Raw genomic sequence first — 19009 nt, 5'->3', positions numbered from 1 at the left:
CTGAACGTCGCGGTTACGGTAACTTTTTTGTTCGTCTGGACCGTGATGTCGGCTCGCTGGAGGCTGGCAAGCTGGCCGATCTGGTGGTGCTGCCTGCCAACCCGCTGGAGACCCTCCGCAACACCCACGCGATCGAGGCCACCATGGTCAACGGCCGCCTGTACGACAACCGCATGAACGAGGTCGGCGGCCCTGCCCGCAAGCCCTTCTGGTTCGAGGGTGATGCCGCCACCAATCCGGCCTTCTCGGCCACTGTGACCGAGGCGGCGCTGGAGACCTATACCGGCAGCTCCGGTCACGGCCACGGTCATAACTAAGGCCTGACACCGGCCCATGAAAAAGCCCCGATCCACTACGGATCGGGGCTTCTTTTATTTTGAACCTCAGTCGCCCGGCAGAGGGCGCGGGCGGTTGATACGGGTTCGGGTCTCGTACGGGACCCAGCTTTGGCCCGAGGGTGTGGTCCACGGACCGCCCCACGCATCACCCAGCAAGGGGTCATATCCGCCCCAATAGCCATTGCCATAGGGATAGAAGCCGTTGCGGCTCTCGCTATAGGACAGGCTCAGATTTCCGTTCTCGCCGATCGGCACATCCACCCGCGCCGCCACGGCGCGATAGTCATTGGTACCGATGCCAAGGCTGATCTCGCCCGACACCTTGCGCGGCTCGGTCTCGCGCCAGACCGGCGCTTCCTCGCCTGCCGTCTCGCGGGCAATCCAGCGGTCGATCTGCTGGGCCGTGGTCAAACCCATCGACGACGACTGGACCGTCGCGGAGGGCGTCAGAACAGGTTCGGGCATTTCGCCGGACATGGCCGAGGAGAGGTCATCGCGGGATGTGGCGACAACCGGTTGCTGCTCGTCTGCAAATCCTGCGGACAAACTGGCGATCATCAGAACCGGAACAATCATCGACACACCCTCACCTACCAAATCACCGATACTCTAGTCGCCCAATAGCGGCCTAAATCAGGCGTCGTTGTCACCGCGCCCCAAGGGATCAGGCAGGGCCTCACCCTCTGGCGTAAAGCTCAAAGCCACAGAATTGATGCAGTAACGCAGTCCGGTCGGCGGCGGTCCGTCGGGGAAGACGTGGCCCTGATGGCTGTCACACCGCCCACAGCGCGATTCCACCCGCACCATCCCGTAAGAGGTGTCCCGTACGCCGACGATATGGTCCGGATCGACCGGCTCCCAGAAGCTGGGCCAGCCCGTGCCGCTCTCGAACTTGGTCGCCGAGCGGAACAACGGCAGGCCGCATTGCCGGCAACAGAAGGTACCCTGCCGCTTCTCGCCCAACAGGGTGCCGCAGAACGGGGCCTCTGTGCCGTGGGCCAGCAGGACACGCTTTTCCTCGGGATCAAGCGCGGCTTCCAGCATGACGCGCTCGGCCTCGGTCGGCGGCGTCAGATCATAGCCCGCTTGGGAACGGTGGGTCTGGTCAGAATGGCTCATGCTCCAGATATAGGGGCTGGGCCTTCGCCGCGATAGGTCGGCAACCTCCGCCCCGCCTGCGGATTAGGTAGGAAGCGGTGCCAAATGCCGTGAGTCTGCCGTAATCCCCCGTCCCACTCCAGCCCGATGATCCCTGCCACCGAGCTCTTCTTTCACTCCACCCACCGCATTGGCCGAATGCCGTTTGTGGCGGGGATGATAGTGCTGGGCGTCTGTACGTGGGCCAGCGGGTACCTGCCGGACGTTGTCGAGAGTCCTGCGCGTGTGGTCGTGGGTTACAGCGCCCTGTGCGTCCTGTCGCTCCGGCTGCATGACTGTGGCCGGTCAGGCTGGTGGTCATGGATGATCCTTGTGGCGGCCATCGGCGCGGGCACACTTGCCCCGCCCCTCGCCCAGATCAGCACCATCGCTTTGGCCCTAACTGTTGGCGCTCTCGCCATCTGGCCGGGCCAGAAAGCCTTCAACCGTCACGGCCCGCCGCCTGCCAAGGCCACCGCTTAGGACAGCGGCTGGCCCTCGACAGGTGCCGTTCCGGTGAAGACAGGCCCGAAATGGGCTTCAAACGACGATTTCAGCGCATCGTCCGCGTCATCCATCGACGCCGGAATGCCGAGGTCCAGCAGGCTGGTGACGCCATGCTCGGTAATGCCGCACGGCACGATACCGCCGAAATGGTCGAGGTTGGGCTCCACATTCAGGCTGATGCCGTGGAAGCTGACCCATTTGCGCACCTTCACACCGATGGCGGCAATCTTGTCCTCACGCGCCCAGCCCGCGCCCTTGCGCTCGACCCAGACGCCGACGCGCCCCTCGCGCATGCCAGCCTCGACGCCGAAACGGGCCAGCGCGCCGATGATCCAGCTTTCCATCGTGTGCACAAAGCCGCGCACGTCGCGCCCGCGCTGGGTCAGGTCCAGCATTACATAGGCCACACGCTGGCCGGGGCCGTGATAGGTAAACTGGCCGCCCCGCCCCGTCTTATAGACAGGGAAGCGGTCGGGCATCAGCAGGTCCTCGGCCTTGGCCGACACGCCCGCCGTATAGAGCGGCGGATGCTCCAGCAGCCAGACCAGCTCGTTCGCCTCGCCCGCGGCGATGGCCGCGACCCGCGCCTCCATCGCCGCTTCGGCCTGTTCGTAATCGACATAGCCGGTCGAGACGGCCCATTCGACCGGACGACCATCTGCGCGCTTCAGGAGAGATTCGGACATGTTTAACGGCTCATCAAGCATAGAGCGTTCAATGTGCTTCCAAGAACGGCAGCGCAAGGCCGTCTTTTAGTGGTGGGTGTTTCGTCGTGAGCCAAATCGAAGCCGTTGATGTGGAAATTTCGGTCGTTCTCGGCCGTTCGGTCCTGCCCATGCAGCAACTGCTGCGCATGGGTCGCGGTGCCGTGATTCCGCTCGATGCGTCTGAAAAGGACGAAGTCTGGATTCTGGCCAATAATCATCCGGTAGCCCGTGGCGAGATCGAGATTCGCGATGATCGCATCGCCATCACCGTCACGCGTACCGCCGATGTCTATGACTACATGGCCGGCCAAGCCTGATAGCAGCGGTTTATTTAAACCCCCAAAGCCCGCTCCGGCGGGCTTTTTGCTGGGTTTTGAGCGGCTTGGGTCCAACTAATCGAACTTTTCGCCGTTTTCGGGCTTTCCTTTTTCAAAAGCCTAGCCTATTCAGCGGCCTCCGATGCGAGCGGTCGTGGCGGAATTGGTAGACGCGCAGCGTTGAGGTCGCTGTGGGGCAACCCGTGGAAGTTCGAGTCTTCTCGACCGCACCATTGAACAGACAGGGCGAATCCCGCCTACTACCAAAGCGGGATCCAGCTTCAGGGAGGCTTACACGTGAAAAACACGGACCCAGCCGACCTGAACCACCCTCTGTCTTCGGCCCAAGAGCCGCAAGTCTCCGACACCCCTGCAATCCCTGATGAAGTGATCGCCGAGGAAGAAGAGCACGTTGCGCTGGGCGACGACTATGCCCTGACAGCCAACTTCGTCGAAAAGGTCGTGGACGCCGCCGATGACGGCGACGGCATGCGCCTGCGCGGCCTGCTGGAAGACCTTCACCCCGCCGACGTGGCCGACCTGATGGGCTTCCTGACGGCTGAACACCGCGGCGTCGTGGTGCAATGGCTGCCGCCGGAACTGCTGGCGGAAACCCTGCCGGAAATGGACGACGGTATCCGCGAGGAGGTGCTGGAACGTGTCCCCTCGGGCGTGCTGGCCGAAGCCCTGCAGGAACTGGATTCGGACGACGCCGCCGCCGTTGTCGAGGACCTCGAGGACGACCAGCGCGAAAAGGTTCTGGCTGCCATGCCGGAAACCGACCGCGCGGCCATCGAATCCTCGCTGGGCTACGATGAGGACACCGCCGGCCGTCTGATGCAGCGCGAGGTTATGGCCGCGCCGCAATTCTGGACCGTTGGCGACACCATCGACCACGTGCGTGGCGATGGCGAGGAACTGCCCGAACTCTTCTTTGACATCTATGTCGTGGACCCGCTGAACCGTCCGGTGGGCGGCGTGGCGATCTCGCGCCTTCTGCGCTCGAAGCGCGAGGTGCTTCTGTCCGATCTAATGGAGCCGGTGAACGAGATCGCCGTCGACGTCGACCAGGAAGAAGTCGCCTATATCTTTGAAAAATATCACCTGATCTCGGCACCCGTCGTCGATACCGCAGGGCGCCTTGTCGGCCAGCTCACGGTCGACGATGTCGTGAACATCATTCAGGAAGAAAACCGCGAGGACATCCTGCGCCTCGCCGGTGTGTCGGACGAAGACCGTTCGTCGTCCGTGTTCGAAATCGTGCGCGGTCGCGTGCCGTGGCTGGGCATCAACCTGTTTACGGCGATCCTCGGCGCGGCGGTCATCGCCGTGTTCGAAGGCACCATCCAGCAAATCGTCGCCCTCGCCGTCCTGATGCCCATCGTGTCGGCCATCGGCGGCAACGCAGGCACCCAAGCCCTGACCGTTACGGTCCGCGCACTGGCCACCCGTGAGCTGAACTCGTCCAACGCCCTTCGCACCTTCTGGCGCGAACTGGCCGTGGGCCTGACCAACGGTCTCGTTCTGTCGCCTCTGGTCGGCGTGGCCGCGGGCTTCTGGTTCCATGATTGGCGTCTGGGCGCGGTCATCAGCGTGGCCATGATCCTGAACCTTCTGGTGGCCGCAACCGTGGGTGTTGTGACCCCGCTGACGCTGTCGAAACTCAAGTTCGACCCTGCTGTTTCCTCGGCGGTGTTCGTGACGGCCACAACCGACTTCTTCGGCTTCCTGATCTTCCTCGGTCTGGCGACGATCGTCCTGCTCTAAGGGGCAGTTTCCATTTCGAACAAGCCGTTTGGAACAAGCTTTGCTGGTCAAACAGCAAAGCCTGAAACCCAGTGCCGTTTTGGATCATTCCGTGCCGAAAGCCACGCCACGTCCACGTCGCAAACTGTCCCGTCAGGGGCTGTTGCTGATCAAAAGCTTCGAGGGCTTTCGCCCTCGTGCTGTGGCACGCCGTGACGGCACGCTGACCATTGGCTATGGCCACACCCTTACCGCCCGCGAGGGCATCGAGATCACCGAGGAAGAAGCCGAGCTTCTTTTGCTGCACGACCTTATTCCGGCGGCCAATCTGCTGCACGCCCACGTCCGCAGGCCGCTGACGCAGAACCAGTACGACGCCCTGATCAGCTTTATCTTCAGCATCGGCACGGACCGCTTCGAGCGTTCGGGCATCCTTGCCTTGATCCGCAAGGGAGACTTTGCCGAGGTCGCCGAAATCCTTGCCAGCATTCCCGACCGCCAGCAGCCGCCGATCGACCTGCCCTATCGCCGCCGCAGCGCCGAAAAGGCCCTATTCGAGATGGAAGGCCCCGCCTCTCTCGAGAAAATTCTGACGGCCCCCGTGGCCCGCCCCGGCTTCACCATTCCCCCGCCGCTGGACGCCCCCTTGGGTGTGACCGGCGTGGTCCGGCATGAACCCCTCGCGCCCCTGACCACCGCCCAGAAAAAGGCCAACCGCCGTCTGGCCCGCAGTCAGGAAGCCAGCAGCGTTGCCCTGCTCGCCGCTGTGGCCGTGGTGGTCGGACTGGCGGGTTATATGGCCTATACCCACGGCCAGTCCCTGCCGATGTTGCGCAGCCATGGCCTGATGATCGGGGGCGCAATGGTCGGCCTGGCCGTAATCATTATTTCCAGCGCCATCTGGCTGCTGACACGCGCACCGCGCAAAGCCTGACCGATCTTAAAATTGAGGGTTATGGCGGGAACACATCTCCGACCCGCCATGTTTTAGTCGGACCGCAACATTATCTTGGCTTCGCGTCTCGAGCGGGACGCGTTATGGCTCGGATAATCGCCTCCCTCGGCTCCCTCCTCCACAGGATCACATGACGCTTCCTGTCGCGCCTGCCAGCTCCGACGAGCACCGGAAATTTTCCGATGTGCTGGAAGGATTGGCGTATGGAGCCAACCCCAAGCTCAGCATCCGAGAAATGGTCGAGGCCTTTGGCGAGCGCGGCTTCGGTGCCATGCTGATGTTGCTGACGCTGATGGCCCTGTTCCCGTGGCCACCGGGCGGCAAGGCGGTGTTCTCTGTGCCGATCATCCTGATCTCGCTCGAGATGGCGATCCAGAAGTCGCGTCTGTGGCTGCCGGCCAAGATCATGCGCAGCGAAGTCCCCCGCGAGACCTATCGCCGCCTGCTACACAGCCCCGTGGCTCTGCCGCGCTGGCTGCGTCGCCGCCTGATGACGCGCGGTCACACGCGGGCCGGACGTTGGTGCAACAAGCGCATCGCCGTACGCCCCAGGACCGCCACCCCGCTCAGCATCCTGCGCAGCGCCGAGCGCCTGACGCGCCCGCGCTGGCCGTTCATGACGGGCGAGATTGCCGATTCCCTGATCGGGATCGCCTGTATCCTGCTGGCTATCATGATGGCGCTGCCGGTGCCGCTGGGCGACATGCTGCCGGGCGTGGCCATCCTGTTTCTGGCATTGGGCGTCGTGCAGCGCGACGGCCTGTTCATCCTGCTGGGTGCCATTCTGACGGCAGCCAGCGGCATCTACATGGTGTTTGTCTGGAAAGCGGTCGCAGCCATTGCGACGGGCATATTCGGCTGGTTCGGAAGCCTGTTCTAACCCCCAGCCGAAGCGTTTTCAGGCCGGCCTTAGCCAGCCTGACCGGACAGGCCCTGCATGATCGAACGGTTGATGTCGATCAGGGTGTCAAAGTCATCCTCGCCGCGCGCCACTACCGAGGTGTGACGGCCCACGAACAGGCTCAGCGAAATGATGTGCGCGCGCACAGCCTGCGGGAGGGCGTTGTTCGGGTCCGAACAGGCCGTGCCCAGCGTGGACCACAGACGCCGGTTCCAATCCAGCGCATCCATCCGTTCCGCAAACTTGGATTTGTCGAGCGTCGAGGCATGCATCAGCGCACGGGTCACCTGCCCGAACAGCCGATACTCTGCCTCGCGCGGGGTCTCAGCCCGCGTCGATGCTGTTTTGTACGCCTGAAGCGACATTGCCGAGCCTCTGCTCTTCGTAATCTACAATCTTACGAGCGCACATCAGCGCCTTGTAATACTGGCGGTTCATCACGTGGCGCGAACAGTTGACGCACTCGTTGAGGATGGCCGGGTTCTGAATGACACCCATGAACTCCGACAGGCGCAGAGCGAACTCGTCATAGAATTTCGCCGCCTCGCCTTCGTCGAGGTACATCATCATGACGGGGAAATAGATCCGGCGTGCCGGCGTATTCACCTCGTCCGGCTGCATGATGTCTTTCTCACGCAGGACACTGGCCTTGTTCTGAAGGACCAAGACGCCACGGCGGTCGCCATTCTGAACGACTGCACCGTTCAGGACGAACTTCTCGCCGGGTTTGAGCGACAGTTTCAGAGGCAAGTGGAAAGTCTCCGTGTAAGAACACACCGTGACGGCGATCGGCTGATTAAAAGTAACCCGACGTGGTTAACCATCTATTCCGATTTGCCCCACACGGCCAAGTTTCATCCCGACTAAAGCACCGTTTTACCGTGATATTGCTTAGTTCCGCGCCGCCAAGCCCCCATTTTTGACGGAACAGCGTAGCCGCTTGGCCCGTTAAGCTCCTGAACACCATGCAGGAGGCTGCCATGGCAGGCACTGATTCCTTTCCCCAGTCGGACTTTGATCCGCAGGACACCGCCGAAGTCTATGACGAGACCCATCTCGACGACGAAGGCCAAGGCGGGATGTTGCTGGACGAGCTGGACGACGTCTATGACGCGACCCGCAACCACGCTGGCGGCCTGCTGTCCGAGTGGCAACGTCCGGAAGAACCCGCCTCCTTCATTGAGGATGACGAGGACTTCTCCATTCCACCCTCCCCGCTGGAGCTTGAAGCCGATGCGCTTCTGGGAGCCGAAGGCCAGTCCAGCCAGGAGATCGAGCTGGTTTATACCGGCCTGATGCGCAACGAGCGCGGTGCCCAAGCCAGCGCCGCCCACTGGGAGGCCAAACGCCTTTCGGACGAAGATGTCCAAAATCTCGGTTACGACAGCCGAAGCCAAGGAGGCCAAGCATGACGAAACCTACCCCTCGCGAAGAACAGGACGTCAACGGTCCCGCCATCCGGCTCACCAAGCCCAAGACGGAAAAGCATGACCAGTTGAAGGATAAGCTGAAGGACGCCGAGGACCGTCAGGAGGCCCTGATCGACGAAGCCGTTGAGGAAACCATGGATGCCAGCGATCCGCCTTCGCCCAAACACATCACCTGAACCCTGTTCAGTTCCGTTTCTTTAAGCTACCTGCTTCTGGTACCCCTATCAGGAGCAGGTTTCGTATGAGCACCCGTTTTGAAGGCACGCAGGACTATATCGCCACCGACGATCTAAAGATCGCGGTCAATGCGGCTGTGGCGCTGGAACGCCCGCTGCTGATCAAGGGCGAGCCCGGCACCGGCAAGACGGTTCTGGCCTATGAGTTGGCCAAGGCGCTGAATGCGCCGCTCATCACCTGGCACATCAAGTCCACCACCAAGGCCCACAACGGCCTTTACGAATATGACGCCGTCAGCCGCCTGCGCGACAGCCAGCTGGGCGACGAACGCGTCAAGGATGTCCGCAACTACCTGAAGAAGGGCAAGCTGTGGGAGGCCTTTACCTCCGACGTGCGCCCTGTCCTGCTGATCGACGAGATCGACAAGGCCGACATCGAGTTCCCGAACGACCTGCTCCAGGAACTGGACCGGATGGAGTTCTACGTTCAGGAAACGAACGAGACGATCAAGGCCGAAGTCCGCCCCGTCGTGGTCATCACCTCGAATAACGAGAAGGAACTGCCAGACGCCTTCCTGCGCCGCTGCTTCTTCCACTACATCCGCTTCCCCGACGCCGAGACGATGAAGGAGATCGTCGAGGTCCACTTCCCCGGCATCAAGCCGCGTCTGGTGTCGGAGGCCCTACGCACCTTCTACGAGATCCGCGAGACGCCGGGCCTGAAAAAGAAGCCCTCCACCAGCGAACTGCTGGACTGGCTGAAACTGCTGCTGGTGGACGAGATCGATCCGGAAACCCTGCGCGAGAAGTCTCCGAACAAGCTGATCCCGCCGCTGCACGGTGCCCTGCTGAAGAACGAGCAGGATATCCATCTGTTCGAACGGCTAGCCTTCCTCGCACGCCGCGAAGGTGTGCGTCCGGGCTGACACCACCGTAAAACCGCGCCTTTTCAGCACCCCAGAGCGGACACCTGAGTTACCGCGAATTCACTGGTTCGAACGCGTGGGAATGCCCACTATGGCATTCTCAGGAGTTGGAAATGTACAAGATTACCCTGCCACTGATCGCCGTCCTCGCGCTCGCTGCCTGCGATTCCGACGATGCCGTGCGCCTGGGCCCGAAGGTCGAGATCGACGCCGGTAACAGCACGGCCCGCGGCCTGAAGGTTATCAGCAATCTTCAATGCCCTGCGGACATGGGCACCCTGACCCGTCAGGGCTCGGCCAGCGCCGATGGCAGTACCTGCACCTATGCCGGCCCGCGCGGGGCCGAAGTCCAATTGCATCTGGTCAACCTGAACGGTCAGGAAGCCTCCGTCGCTCTGGAACGCTTCCAGACCGAGTTGGAGGCCACATCCAGCCGCAAGGGTGGCACCGTCACAATCGCCAATGACGAGAGCGAGACCACGTCGCGTTCCGACCGTACCAGCATCCGCCTGCCCGGCATGAGCGTCGATACCGATGGCGACAAGGCCGATGTGCGCATGCCCGGCATGGTCATCGAGTCCGATGGTGACAAGGCCAATATCCGCATAGGCGGCATGGTTATTCGCACGGACGGCAAGTCCAAGACCACCGACAGCGAAAACACGATCATCATCAACGATGAAAGCTCAGCCGACGCTTCCTCGTCGTCCCAATCGCGCAAGGCCGTCCGCGCCTCCATGCTGCGTACCGTCGCGCGCCCTGCCCCCGGCGAATGGCGCGTGGTCGGTTATGAGGCGCGCGGTCCGGGCGGCGGTCCTATCGTCGTGGCTACCTTCCGCACGCGTGACCGTGACGCAGATGACATCCTGTCGTCGGTTCATGACCTGTTGGACATCAACGTCGGGGATTAATCGAGGGTTTTACCTCCGTCGCCCTTGAAAGCGCCGTCGTGGTGGTTCACCTGACCTGCCATGAGTAGGACGATCCCCTTGGCAATTCTCGACGACGAAGAACTGGCACCGCTTCCGAAAAAGCCGCGCACGCCCAAGCCCCCGCGGGCATGGCAGCGCATGCTGTCGGGGCGCCGTCTGGACCTGCTGGATCCGTCGCCGTTTGACATCGAGATCGAGGACATCGCCCACGGTCTGGCCCGCGTCGCACGCTGGAACGGCCAAACCATTGGCGAGCATGCCTTTTCCGTCGCGCAGCACTCGCTGATCGTCGAGGAAATCTGCGCCCACATCCGTCCGGGCCTCGAGCCGAAATGGCGTCTGGCCGCCCTGCTGCACGATGCATCGGAATATGTGATCGGCGACATGATCTCGCCGTTCAAATCGGCGCTCGGCTCTTCCTACAAGGATTTCGAGGCCCGTCTGGAAGCCGCGATCCACGTCCGCTTCCAACTGCCGCCCAAGACGCCGGTCAACATCAAGACCCTGATCAAAAAGGCCGACCGCGCCTGCGCCTTCTTCGAAGCCACCCAGTTGGCTGGCTTCAACAAGCGCGAATCTGTCCAGATTTTCGGTGCCCCGCCCGCTGGCTATACGATCACGCTCGATCCCATGCCCGCCGCCGAGGCCCAAAAAGCTTATGTGGACCGATACAAGGAACTGGCCGAAGCTACGGGTCTGATCTCCAAGGCCTGACGCGGACGCTGATTCCCTGCCGCCACAAGGACACGCATGACCGACGGCGACATGACTGCACATTCGGCAACCGAAGCCCCCATCGGGGTGCGTATCGGCCTGTCCGCCGTCATCATCGCCCTTCATGACCGTCAGGCTGCTGTCCTGACCACCCATGCGCCCGACGGATCGCACGCCCTTCCGTTTGGTCCGTTCGATCCGGTCCGGGACCGCACGTTCGAACTGGCTCTACGAGCCTTCGTGACGGCCCAGACCGGATTTCCGCTGGGCTTTGTCGAACAGCTCTACACCTTTGGTGATATTGGCCGTGCCTCGCCCCGCGCGACCCCCGGCCCTGTGCGGGCGCGCGAAGTCTCGGTCGGCTATCTGACCCTCACCCGCGACAGCGCCTCGCCCCAGTTGGGCCAATCGGGTCAGGACGCCCGCTGGACGCCCTTGTTCGATATCTTCCCATGGGAAGACTGGCGCAACGGCCCGCCCGCCATACTGGCCCCGCTGGTGTCCGCCCTGAATAACTGGGCCGGGTCCGACGCCCGCAAGCTGGCCCGCGTTCAGTCCCTGTTTGCGACGAGTGAAAACACCCGCTGGAACGAAGAGCGCGTACTGGAACGGTACGAGCTTTTGTACGAGGCCGGACTGGTCGAGGAATCACGTCGTGACCACGGGCGCGACGACGCCCCGTCTCTGGTCCTGAATGATCTGCCCATGGCGTCGGACCACCGGCGGATTGCCGCAACGGGTCTGGGCCGCCTTCGCTCCAAGCTGAAGTATCGGCCCGTTCTGTTCGACCTGATGGGTGAAGAGTTCACCCTGTCGAACCTTCAGGCCGCCGCCGAAGCCGTTTCCGGCCTGTCGCTTCACAAACAGAACTTCCGCCGTGGCGTCGAGCGCACCGGACTGGTCACGCCGACAGGCCGATTTGCCACCGATACGGGTGGCCGTCCGGCCGAGCTTTTCGGCTATGTGGGACCGGATAACATCGGTGCATCTGCGTCGGGTTTAACCCTGCCGTGGCAGCGTTGAATTAAATCAGAATTTTTCTGCAGAATCAGCTTGCAAGGCAAAGTCTCCTTGGCTACATAGCCCTCCTCAACCGGCCCCCACGGGGACCTGACGATCTCGCGGAGAGGTGGCAGAGTGGTTGAATGTACCGCACTCGAAATGCGGCGTACGTGAAAGCGTACCGGGGGTTCGAATCCCCCCCTCTCCGCCACGATCCTTTGTAACCCCCACACAGCTTGAAGAGCTTGCCCCACGGGGCTCTCGCGCCCTAACCTGTTACAAATGGTGCTACAAAGCGGGCGAGTGAAGTAAGCGTGCAACGGGTTGCAAATCAGCAGTTTCTTTATCGTCGCGGCTCCGCGCTCTATTTTCGTCGCGGTATCCCAGAAGCCGCTCGACACGCCTTTGAGGGCAAGCGAGAAGTCGTGATATCCCTAGGCACCACAAGCCTAGCTGAAGCGCGACATAAGCTGGCACTCCAGCTGCGCGACTTTGATCAAAAACTATCTCAGGTCACCCAACGCCCGGACCCAACAGCTGTCGCGCCTATAACTGCTAAAGCGACGACAACCCTATCTCGCCAAGAGGTAGAAGCAGGCGTCCAGCAATGGTTCTTTGAACAACTGGACATTCAAGCCGCTAAAGATTTTGGTCGCGAAAGCCCACAGGCCTACTCCAAGCTCATTGAAAATGAGCAGTATGAAACCCTCCTACTTGCTGGTTTACGCCCTGGTCCAGCGCGTCTAGGACGCCAACTACAGACTGAGTGGATTGCAGATCACATTATCGATCTCAATGGATGGAAGGTTGAGACTACCGACGGCATCTACAGCTATCTTCTCACCTGCATCGCACGCGGAGAGCTGGAACTCGGTCGACGCATCAACGCCGAACTCAATTTCGAGCCGCTAGAGCCGAGAGATGCGCTTTTCCTAGCCGAACCCGCCAGACCCGCTCCTAAGGCTCCTAGCGCCCCTCAGCCGCCCCTTGTGTACATTATGGATCTGTTTGAGGGCTACATATCTGAGGCAGCATGCAAGCCCGCCACTGTTAAGGCTTGGAGAACATGCCTCGCCAATCTTATTGCATTCCTCAAACATGATAACGCTGCGCTAGTAACACCGCTCGACCTGGTAAACTGGAAGGAGCATCTATCCGCCCCAAAAGCCGACGGTACGAGGCGCTCCCCACGAACCATTAGGGATAAGTACCTCGCCTGCACCAAATCCCTGTTTAAATGGGCGGCGGAAAACCACCGCATTCAGGCCAATCCTGCTGCAAACATCAACCAGCGGGTCCGCCATAAAGCGCGGCTACGTGAGGAAAAAGGGCTCAATGACGCCGAGGCGTGCGCAATTCTGTCGGCCAGCTTGAAGTTTAATGAAGAAGCTAGATTCAACCTGCAAGCCTTCGCACGTCGATGGGTCCCGTGGTTATGTGCCTACACCGGTGCTCGCGTTGGGGAAATCACCCAACTGCGCGGGGAAGACATCGTAGTTAGCCAAGGACTTGCCTGCATACGCATTACCCCTGAAGCAGGTACACAAAAGAGCGACAAAGCACGGATAGTACCGCTGCACCCCCACTTGCTTGAACAAGGGTTCTTAGCGGCACTCGCAGGGCGCACTGGGCCACTATTCTATGACCCCGCGAACTACAGAGGCGGCTCAGAAGGTAACCCTCAATCTAAGAAAGTCGCGGAGCGTCTTGCAAAATGGGTTCGCCAGCTAGGGGTGGATGATCCAGAAGTACAACCAAACCACGGCTGGCGGCATCGTTTCAAAACCCAAGCTCGATTGGTGGGTATGTCACCTGAGACGCGGGATGCCATCCAAGGACACACTCATCGCACTGAAGGGGAAAGTTACGGGGACCACCCTGCCCTGGCCCTTATGCGCGCTATCAATATGTTGCCAGCATACGTAATCACGCCCGATCATGCTGTAACGGCACCATCGGCCTGCATCAAAACATGATGCATACACCCCAATTGACCCCCTACTCGCGCGAGGAATTTCATTTTCTTGCTGAAGTCAGACCTTAAACAGAGCTTTGCAGTAACCTAAAGGGCGCAACTTTAAAGTTGCAAAAGCCAATCCATATGCTTTCCTACCGCTGATATATTGCGGGGAATTCATGTCACAAACTCAATCTGTTAACCAGAGCAACGGTCGCAAGGTCATGGCTGTTGCCTCATGGGCAATAGGGGTCATTTTCCTACTATTAGGACTACTTGGAGCCATAGCCGATCCACAAGCAGGTTCGATTATTCTGGGATTAGGACTGCTTCTAGGTGGGTTAGCAATCCTACCTCCCTTCGTCAGACGAGCGCGCGAACGACTACCGTTCATGAAGCCATTCTGGGTGCCCCCGCTCCTATCATTCATCGTACTTTTCGCAACAATGCTGGTGAGCGCTCCACTTCTTGCCGCTGCTGACGCAGCGAGCCCAGAAGGCCAAGCCCGGATTGAAGCTCAGAAAGTCGCTGATGCAGAAAAACGCGTCACGGAGATCGCCGAGATTGAGGCACTCATTGCCGTGGGTACCGTCGAAAGCACTCGACAGGCTTTGAGCAAACTAGGAGCAGGTCGCTTTAAGGACGATGTCGCTGAAGGAGGCGGACTTCGGGATCTATTAGAGCGGGCCAATACGGCGGCAGAAGTTGCCAAAGTCAGAGGAGAGGCCAATGGATACATGGCGCGCCTCAATGAAGCGCTCCCCAAGGTAGAAGCAATCTTCACAGGCAGACCAGAAACCGAACTCGCGATTGCAGCCAATCTTGAAACGATGGATGCGACTGCCCGACTGCTGGGAGACGGCGAAAAATTTGCAGATGATGCAGAAGTTCGCCCTCTTATGAACAAGCTGCGCCAAACTCTATCTCAGAAGCAGATAGCTGCATTCCCGCACATGAGATCAGGTTATGGAACGATCAAAGATGCTGCCGTGTGGGAAAACGACATGGATATTACGGTGCAAGGGGGCGGCAACCGAACTATCCGCTTCATAGCCGGAATTTTCGCCGCCAATAGGAACATTGCCGAGTTCGAGCGAACCGTTCGCCCGATGCTATCCCAGCTGCGTTACAAGCGCACGCAATATGAGTGGTATCGCGGCAGTGAATACACCTATTACACCCTAGAAACGCCTGCAGACGGTGAAATTGGATATTGGACCGGCTCAAACTTTACGCCAGTCCCGCCTGTTCCCTGACGCCTCCAGACCCGTCTTGCAACGTATGTTCTCGACGGGTCTACTTATTGCTCGTCCGCGATTGACGTACACGTTTGCTACCGACGATGCCTTCGCGCCAGCGCGAAACTCCTCGGTCATAAGATTGCTCCGTTATGCAAAAAAGCTTAGCTGTATGTAGAATTTCCTATTCGCGATTTGAGCCTAGGGCACAGCTCGCAAATTTAAGGTTTTAGGACACATCATGGCATTTTTTGAACAAGCGGAACTGGACGACCTCAAAATCCATAAGATGGTATTTCATCTGGTTGGCCCCAGCGAAGCTGACTTCGTCACGCTCGATGCAGTTGATCCTGGCAAATTTAACAATTTTTTTATTGATCGCATTCGCTCAGTTAATTCTGGCGTCCCCTATACATTCACCGACGCCTCATCAACACGAGAGCGCCTTTCTCGTATTTCTGAAAATCCCGATTTATTTCAAACGGAAAGTGAAAAGCTAGCCGAAGATTTTCAGCGGTTGCATGGAGGAGGCACCGCACCAGGTGCTTTTTTAGTGTTTCACCTTAAAGCAGACCAAAATGATGTCTTCGCCCTACTAAAGTATGATGATGAGACAGTTCTGACCTACGATGTGAAAGAACATGAGGATGGAAGGCGTTATGTTAAACTTGATGAGATCGAGAGAACATTTGTTCAAAATCCTAACGCTCTACAGAAATCAGCACTGATACGTTTAACAGATGACGGCCTAGGAAGCCTAACTGTCCTGGATAGACGAAATCAACAAAAAGTCGCAAGGTATTTTGAGAACTTTCTTGCTGCGAAGAGAGTACACGACGACGCTCGCCTAACAGAAATACTTGCCAATGTAACTCGCGACGTAATCCGTCGAAACAAAACCCTCGTCGAAGACAACGTTTACCGAGAAGCTGGATTACGTTCCTACAACGCAGCTGCTGCTGGCGGCGAGCTTAAAGGGGACGAACAAAGGCGCTTCCTTGAAGCTGTAATTGGCAAACCGCTCCCAGATGACAGTCCCCTGCTGGTCAAATTTGCAAACGCATTACGGACCGCAAGGATCGAAGCTGTACCTGTAAAGCTCGACGCTACAAGCCTGCGCAGGCCGTCAGTCATGCGATACGTGACAAAAAACAACATTCAGATCCGCGCGCCCACCGATATGCTAGAACGTGTGGTGGTCGAAGATGATCGGATCATTATTAACGATGAAGTCGACCGCAGCTATGACGACACCGCAAAGGATAGTTGATCTTATCCGCGCCTCCGCGCCTCAAAATATTAACGAGCGCCCCGGTCACCTGGTCCTCCACACCCAACTGCATGACAACGAAATACGTGAGTGCTGGCTGTCCCTTCGTAGCGAGCCGCCCGCCTTCATCGATGGGATAGCTATCACTGAAGCCGACGGCGACACAGAGCTATCCGCAGATGATCCCCCCGAACCTGACGCTCATTATCGCATTACAGTTCGCACCAGTTTAGTTGCTAACCAGCTGAGGCTGTTTCTTTCGTCATCGCTGACGAAGGAAATAGCGCTGCTTGCCGACGTAAATATCGTCCTGATCGCTGATATGCAGCCCGACGAGGTATTCGCGACACGCAGGGCTCGGTTTCAGCCCTGGACCAATGAAGAACCAGAGCCGTTTGCGCCTTCCGAGCCATCTCACGATCCACGAACTTACTGTTCAGACTTTACCGGCTTGCATCACACGCCGTCGGATATAAGGCCGTGGCTCTTGAGAAGTATGCCCACTCGTAAGGGTGAAACCTGGTCGACGTGGCAGCTTGCTTCGTCGCGCAAGTTAATAGCGGCAATTGCTGATCGAGTTTCGAACGGCGATCATGATCCCCTTTACCACTTCAACGGCCCACCAGCATGCTCACTGTCCTTAAGCGACGCTGAAATTACGTCCCTCCACAGCGACCTACACGAAGCTGCATCGTGGGTTTATAACGAGAACCGTGACGTAGACACTCGCCATATGTTCATGGCTGCCGAGTGGGCTCGAACATACCGCTCTGGAAACGTGAGTGATTTTGGCAAGGGCAGCATCGCTTCCGCGACAGCCGCCTGGGCTGCTCACGCTAAATCCGGTAGCAAAGAGACACTAAAAGCCCTCACCGACCTGCGTAAAGCGGTCGCTGACGAAGGTCAAAAAGCAGTTCAAAGGGCTCACGATTTAGCCGGTGCGATGTGGAAAGACGTAGCTATAGCTAGTGCACCATTTGTAATTAAAGTACTTTCCGATACATCAAAAATAGAAAGCTACCTATTATCCGGAATATTATCGGCATGCGCTGGAATTTTCTTATGCCTATCTTTCGGAATTCAAATTTATATAAATAGAAACTATTTTATTTCTCAAGATGAAGCTAGAAAAAATTGGAAAAAGTCTCTCGTTGCCCTTACACCAGGTGAGATTGATGAACTAAGCGAAACTCCTATTAATAAAGGAGTTTCTACATATAAAAAGGTAAGGAACACTATAGCTATAGCATACTTAATTATAGTGCTGTCATTGTTCACATACTCATACACAAACTTTAAAAATATGCAGAATATCGAACAACGGTCTACCGTATCTAAAATTGAAGCTCCACTAGGCAGTGGCAATGCTAATCAAGCTAATACGCCCTCCCAGGACCCGACAGCCGCTACTTCGAAGGGACCGCAAATGGAGATTTTGCAACCTCATGCAGATCCAGGGCCAGCACTTTCAAACACTCGCACCATCACACCCCCTGAACAAAATGCCGCTGCCGAAAGTGACGCTCGTAACGAAAAATAGCTTCCGTTAACTTGTGTAGTCATATTCGATTATCTCATAAACGGTCGTTTCTGAGAGCGCTGATAAGCGCACGTCAGCCAACTAAAAATCCCCAAATAATCTCTCAAAACTCACTCTTGTAACCACCGTCTCACTTGGTACGGTTCCTGACGTTTTTGAGAGAAATATCAAATGCTTGTTGGTTACGCGCGAGTTTCTACACACGACCAAGACCCAACTTTGCAACGGGTTGCACTTCATGAGGTCGGTTGCGAACAGGTATTTGAGGAAACCGCTTCCGGCGCACAGCGTGATCGTCCCGAGTTGTCTGCTGCCCTCGCCTACATGCGAAAGGGCGACACCCTGGTTGTATGGAAACTTGATCGCTTAGCCCGCTCAGTTCGCCAGCTGATTGAAACTGTAGAAGGCCTAGAAGCACGGGGTGTCGGCTTCCGGAGTATAACGGAAAACATCGACACAACATCGCCTGGCGGAAAGCTGGTCTTTCACCTCTTTGCAGCATTAGCCGAATTCGAACGTGGCTTGATCCGTGAAAGAACACTTGCAGGCCTCGCCTCTGCGCGTGCACTTGGCCGCACCGGTGGACGCCCTCGGTCACTAAACGACCGAGATATGGTGATGATCAGGGCCCTTCTAGCCGATAAGCAAATCAGCGTAGCTGAAGCCGCGAAGCAGGTAGGCATCTCGCCTGCCACGCTCTATCGCTACTTCCCAGGCGGGAGGACAGCCCGATGAGGCATGCGTTCGATGTCGAGCACTTCTTGGCCTCACTGCCATTCCGCCCCGTAGTTGCGCATGGAAACTTGCTCGCAGGCTACATTCCACCCGCCTGGCGACACCCGCAACTAATCCCGTATAACGGCTTCACCGGCGAGCAGAGAATACGGACTTGGCAAATAGGGACGTGGCTACGAAAGCATAGCCTACTCAGCCTCGCACCTCGCTGCGACCTCTGCCTCGGATCTTCCCGGTTAGGTCGACACTCGGAAAACTACGCTGATATTGAGCGCGCTCTCACCATATGCTCAGGATGCCACCTCTCACTTCACAAACGCTTTCGACAGCCAGAGGCATGGCGACGCAAAGTGAAGGAGTTAGAACACGCTCCCGAGTGGGCTCTCGCACTAAGCACGACCCCATTCGACATGAAGGATTGGCTCTTGACGTGACCCCCTGAAACTCCTCCAGGAATAGCTAGAGTCCGCCCTAACGAAGG

The 19009-nt window shown here is 58.4% G+C and carries 22 protein-coding genes and 2 tRNA genes; 19 read left to right on the top strand and 5 right to left on the bottom strand.

What is annotated here, in order from left to right:
• Positions 1-317: amidohydrolase family protein (locus Q0Y42_RS12305; RefSeq protein WP_297804184.1), on the top strand; the 317-nt coding region annotated here is incomplete at its 5' end.
• Between the two features lie 66 nt (positions 318-383).
• Here Q0Y42_RS12305 and Q0Y42_RS12300 read toward each other — a convergent pair.
• Both Q0Y42_RS12300 and msrB read right to left on the bottom strand, forming a co-directional pair.
• On the bottom strand, positions 384-914 hold the full coding sequence (locus tag Q0Y42_RS12300; RefSeq protein ID WP_297804182.1) for a hypothetical protein: 531 nt from the start codon (positions 912-914) through the stop codon (positions 384-386).
• Positions 915-971: 57 nt separating this feature from the next.
• Entirely contained in the window at positions 972-1457 is a 486-nt protein-coding gene (gene msrB, locus Q0Y42_RS12295) for a peptide-methionine (R)-S-oxide reductase MsrB (protein ID WP_297804180.1), read from the bottom strand.
• 126 nt (positions 1458-1583) lie between these two features.
• On the opposite strand from msrB, the gene Q0Y42_RS12290 reads away from it, so the two are divergent.
• On the top strand, positions 1584-1958 hold the full coding sequence (locus Q0Y42_RS12290) for a DUF805 domain-containing protein (protein WP_366108418.1): 375 nt from the start codon (positions 1584-1586) through the stop codon (positions 1956-1958).
• Here Q0Y42_RS12290 and lipB read toward each other — a convergent pair.
• Positions 1955-2689: a lipoyl(octanoyl) transferase LipB gene (gene lipB / locus Q0Y42_RS12285; RefSeq protein WP_297804178.1), complete on the bottom strand. Its 735-nt coding sequence runs from the start codon at positions 2687-2689 to the stop codon at positions 1955-1957. The genes Q0Y42_RS12290 and lipB overlap by 4 nt on opposite strands.
• 65 nt (positions 2690-2754) lie before the next feature.
• Between lipB and Q0Y42_RS12280 the strand changes: the two genes are divergently transcribed.
• The 5 genes from Q0Y42_RS12280 (at position 2755) to Q0Y42_RS12260 (ending at position 6587) form a co-directional block, all read left to right on the top strand.
• Positions 2755-3006: a FliM/FliN family flagellar motor switch protein gene (locus Q0Y42_RS12280; RefSeq protein ID WP_292043872.1), complete on the top strand. Its 252-nt coding sequence runs from the start codon at positions 2755-2757 to the stop codon at positions 3004-3006.
• Positions 3007-3154: 148 nt separating this feature from the next.
• Positions 3155-3239, top strand: a tRNA-Leu gene (locus Q0Y42_RS12275).
• 154 nt (positions 3240-3393) lie between these two features.
• The gene (gene mgtE / locus Q0Y42_RS12270) at positions 3394-4773 is read left to right on the top strand and encodes a magnesium transporter (protein WP_297804188.1); all 1380 of its coding nucleotides are present in this window, start codon (positions 3394-3396) and stop codon (positions 4771-4773) included.
• Between the two features lie 91 nt (positions 4774-4864).
• Complete coding sequence (locus Q0Y42_RS12265) at positions 4865-5686, top strand: lysozyme (RefSeq protein ID WP_297804174.1); 822 nt, start codon at positions 4865-4867, stop codon at positions 5684-5686.
• A 151-nt stretch (positions 5687-5837) separates the two neighbouring features.
• Positions 5838-6587 (top strand): exopolysaccharide biosynthesis protein, encoded by a 750-nt coding sequence (locus tag Q0Y42_RS12260; protein ID WP_297804172.1) that lies wholly within the window; start codon positions 5838-5840, stop codon positions 6585-6587.
• A 29-nt stretch (positions 6588-6616) separates the two neighbouring features.
• Here the strand turns inward: Q0Y42_RS12260 and flaF are convergent, their stop codons facing one another.
• Both flaF and flbT read right to left on the bottom strand, forming a co-directional pair.
• Entirely contained in the window at positions 6617-6973 is a 357-nt protein-coding gene (gene flaF / locus Q0Y42_RS12255; RefSeq protein WP_297804170.1) for a flagellar biosynthesis regulator FlaF, read from the bottom strand.
• Positions 6933-7358, bottom strand: coding sequence for a flagellar biosynthesis repressor FlbT (flbT, locus tag Q0Y42_RS12250; RefSeq protein ID WP_297804168.1), 426 nt, complete (start codon positions 7356-7358; stop codon positions 6933-6935). The genes flaF and flbT overlap by 41 nt, the downstream gene beginning before the upstream one ends.
• Before the next feature lie 230 nt (positions 7359-7588).
• Here flbT and Q0Y42_RS12245 point away from each other — a divergent pair, with 230 nt between their 5' ends.
• The 12 genes from Q0Y42_RS12245 (at position 7589) to Q0Y42_RS12190 (ending at position 18528) form a co-directional block, all read left to right on the top strand.
• Positions 7589-8020, top strand: coding sequence for a hypothetical protein (locus Q0Y42_RS12245; protein ID WP_297804166.1), 432 nt, complete (start codon positions 7589-7591; stop codon positions 8018-8020).
• A complete protein-coding gene (locus Q0Y42_RS12240; RefSeq protein ID WP_297804164.1) occupies positions 8017-8214 on the top strand; it encodes a hypothetical protein in 198 nt (65 codons plus the stop codon). Before Q0Y42_RS12245 ends, Q0Y42_RS12240 begins: the two co-directional genes overlap by 4 nt.
• A 65-nt stretch (positions 8215-8279) precedes the next feature.
• Positions 8280-9140, top strand: coding sequence for a MoxR family ATPase (locus Q0Y42_RS12235; protein ID WP_297804162.1), 861 nt, complete (start codon positions 8280-8282; stop codon positions 9138-9140).
• Between the two features lie 113 nt (positions 9141-9253).
• The gene (locus Q0Y42_RS12230; RefSeq protein ID WP_297804160.1) at positions 9254-10051 is read left to right on the top strand and encodes a methyltransferase type 11; all 798 of its coding nucleotides are present in this window, start codon (positions 9254-9256) and stop codon (positions 10049-10051) included.
• 159 nt (positions 10052-10210) lie between these two features.
• Entirely contained in the window at positions 10211-10786 is a 576-nt protein-coding gene (locus tag Q0Y42_RS12225; protein WP_297804186.1) for an HD family hydrolase, read from the top strand.
• Positions 10787-10822: 36 nt separating this feature from the next.
• Positions 10823-11809: an NAD regulator gene (locus Q0Y42_RS12220; RefSeq protein ID WP_297804158.1), complete on the top strand. Its 987-nt coding sequence runs from the start codon at positions 10823-10825 to the stop codon at positions 11807-11809.
• A 100-nt stretch (positions 11810-11909) separates the two neighbouring features.
• Positions 11910-11999, top strand: a tRNA-Ser gene (locus Q0Y42_RS12215).
• Positions 12000-12102: 103 nt separating this feature from the next.
• Positions 12103-13764 (top strand): DUF6538 domain-containing protein, encoded by a 1662-nt coding sequence (locus tag Q0Y42_RS12210; protein WP_297804156.1) that lies wholly within the window; start codon positions 12103-12105, stop codon positions 13762-13764.
• Positions 13765-13924: 160 nt separating this feature from the next.
• Positions 13925-15001 carry a hypothetical protein gene (locus tag Q0Y42_RS12205; protein WP_297804154.1) on the top strand — a complete coding sequence of 359 codons (1077 nt, stop codon included), beginning with the start codon at positions 13925-13927 and terminating at the stop codon, positions 14999-15001.
• A gap of 223 nt (positions 15002-15224) precedes the next feature.
• The gene (locus Q0Y42_RS12200; RefSeq protein ID WP_297804151.1) at positions 15225-16253 is read left to right on the top strand and encodes a nucleoid-associated protein; all 1029 of its coding nucleotides are present in this window, start codon (positions 15225-15227) and stop codon (positions 16251-16253) included.
• On the top strand, positions 16210-17793 hold the full coding sequence (locus Q0Y42_RS12195) for a hypothetical protein (protein WP_297804149.1): 1584 nt from the start codon (positions 16210-16212) through the stop codon (positions 17791-17793). The genes Q0Y42_RS12200 and Q0Y42_RS12195 overlap by 44 nt, the downstream gene beginning before the upstream one ends.
• Before the next feature lie 171 nt (positions 17794-17964).
• On the top strand, positions 17965-18528 hold the full coding sequence (locus Q0Y42_RS12190; RefSeq protein WP_297804147.1) for a recombinase family protein: 564 nt from the start codon (positions 17965-17967) through the stop codon (positions 18526-18528).
• Positions 18529-19009: the final 481 nt, after the last annotated feature.

The organism is uncultured Brevundimonas sp., assembly GCF_947305955.1.
Classification (GTDB): Bacteria; Pseudomonadota; Alphaproteobacteria; order Caulobacterales; family Caulobacteraceae; genus Brevundimonas.
Note: the sequence above shows the minus strand (reverse complement) of the source record. Positions and strands in the feature narration are given on the sequence as shown.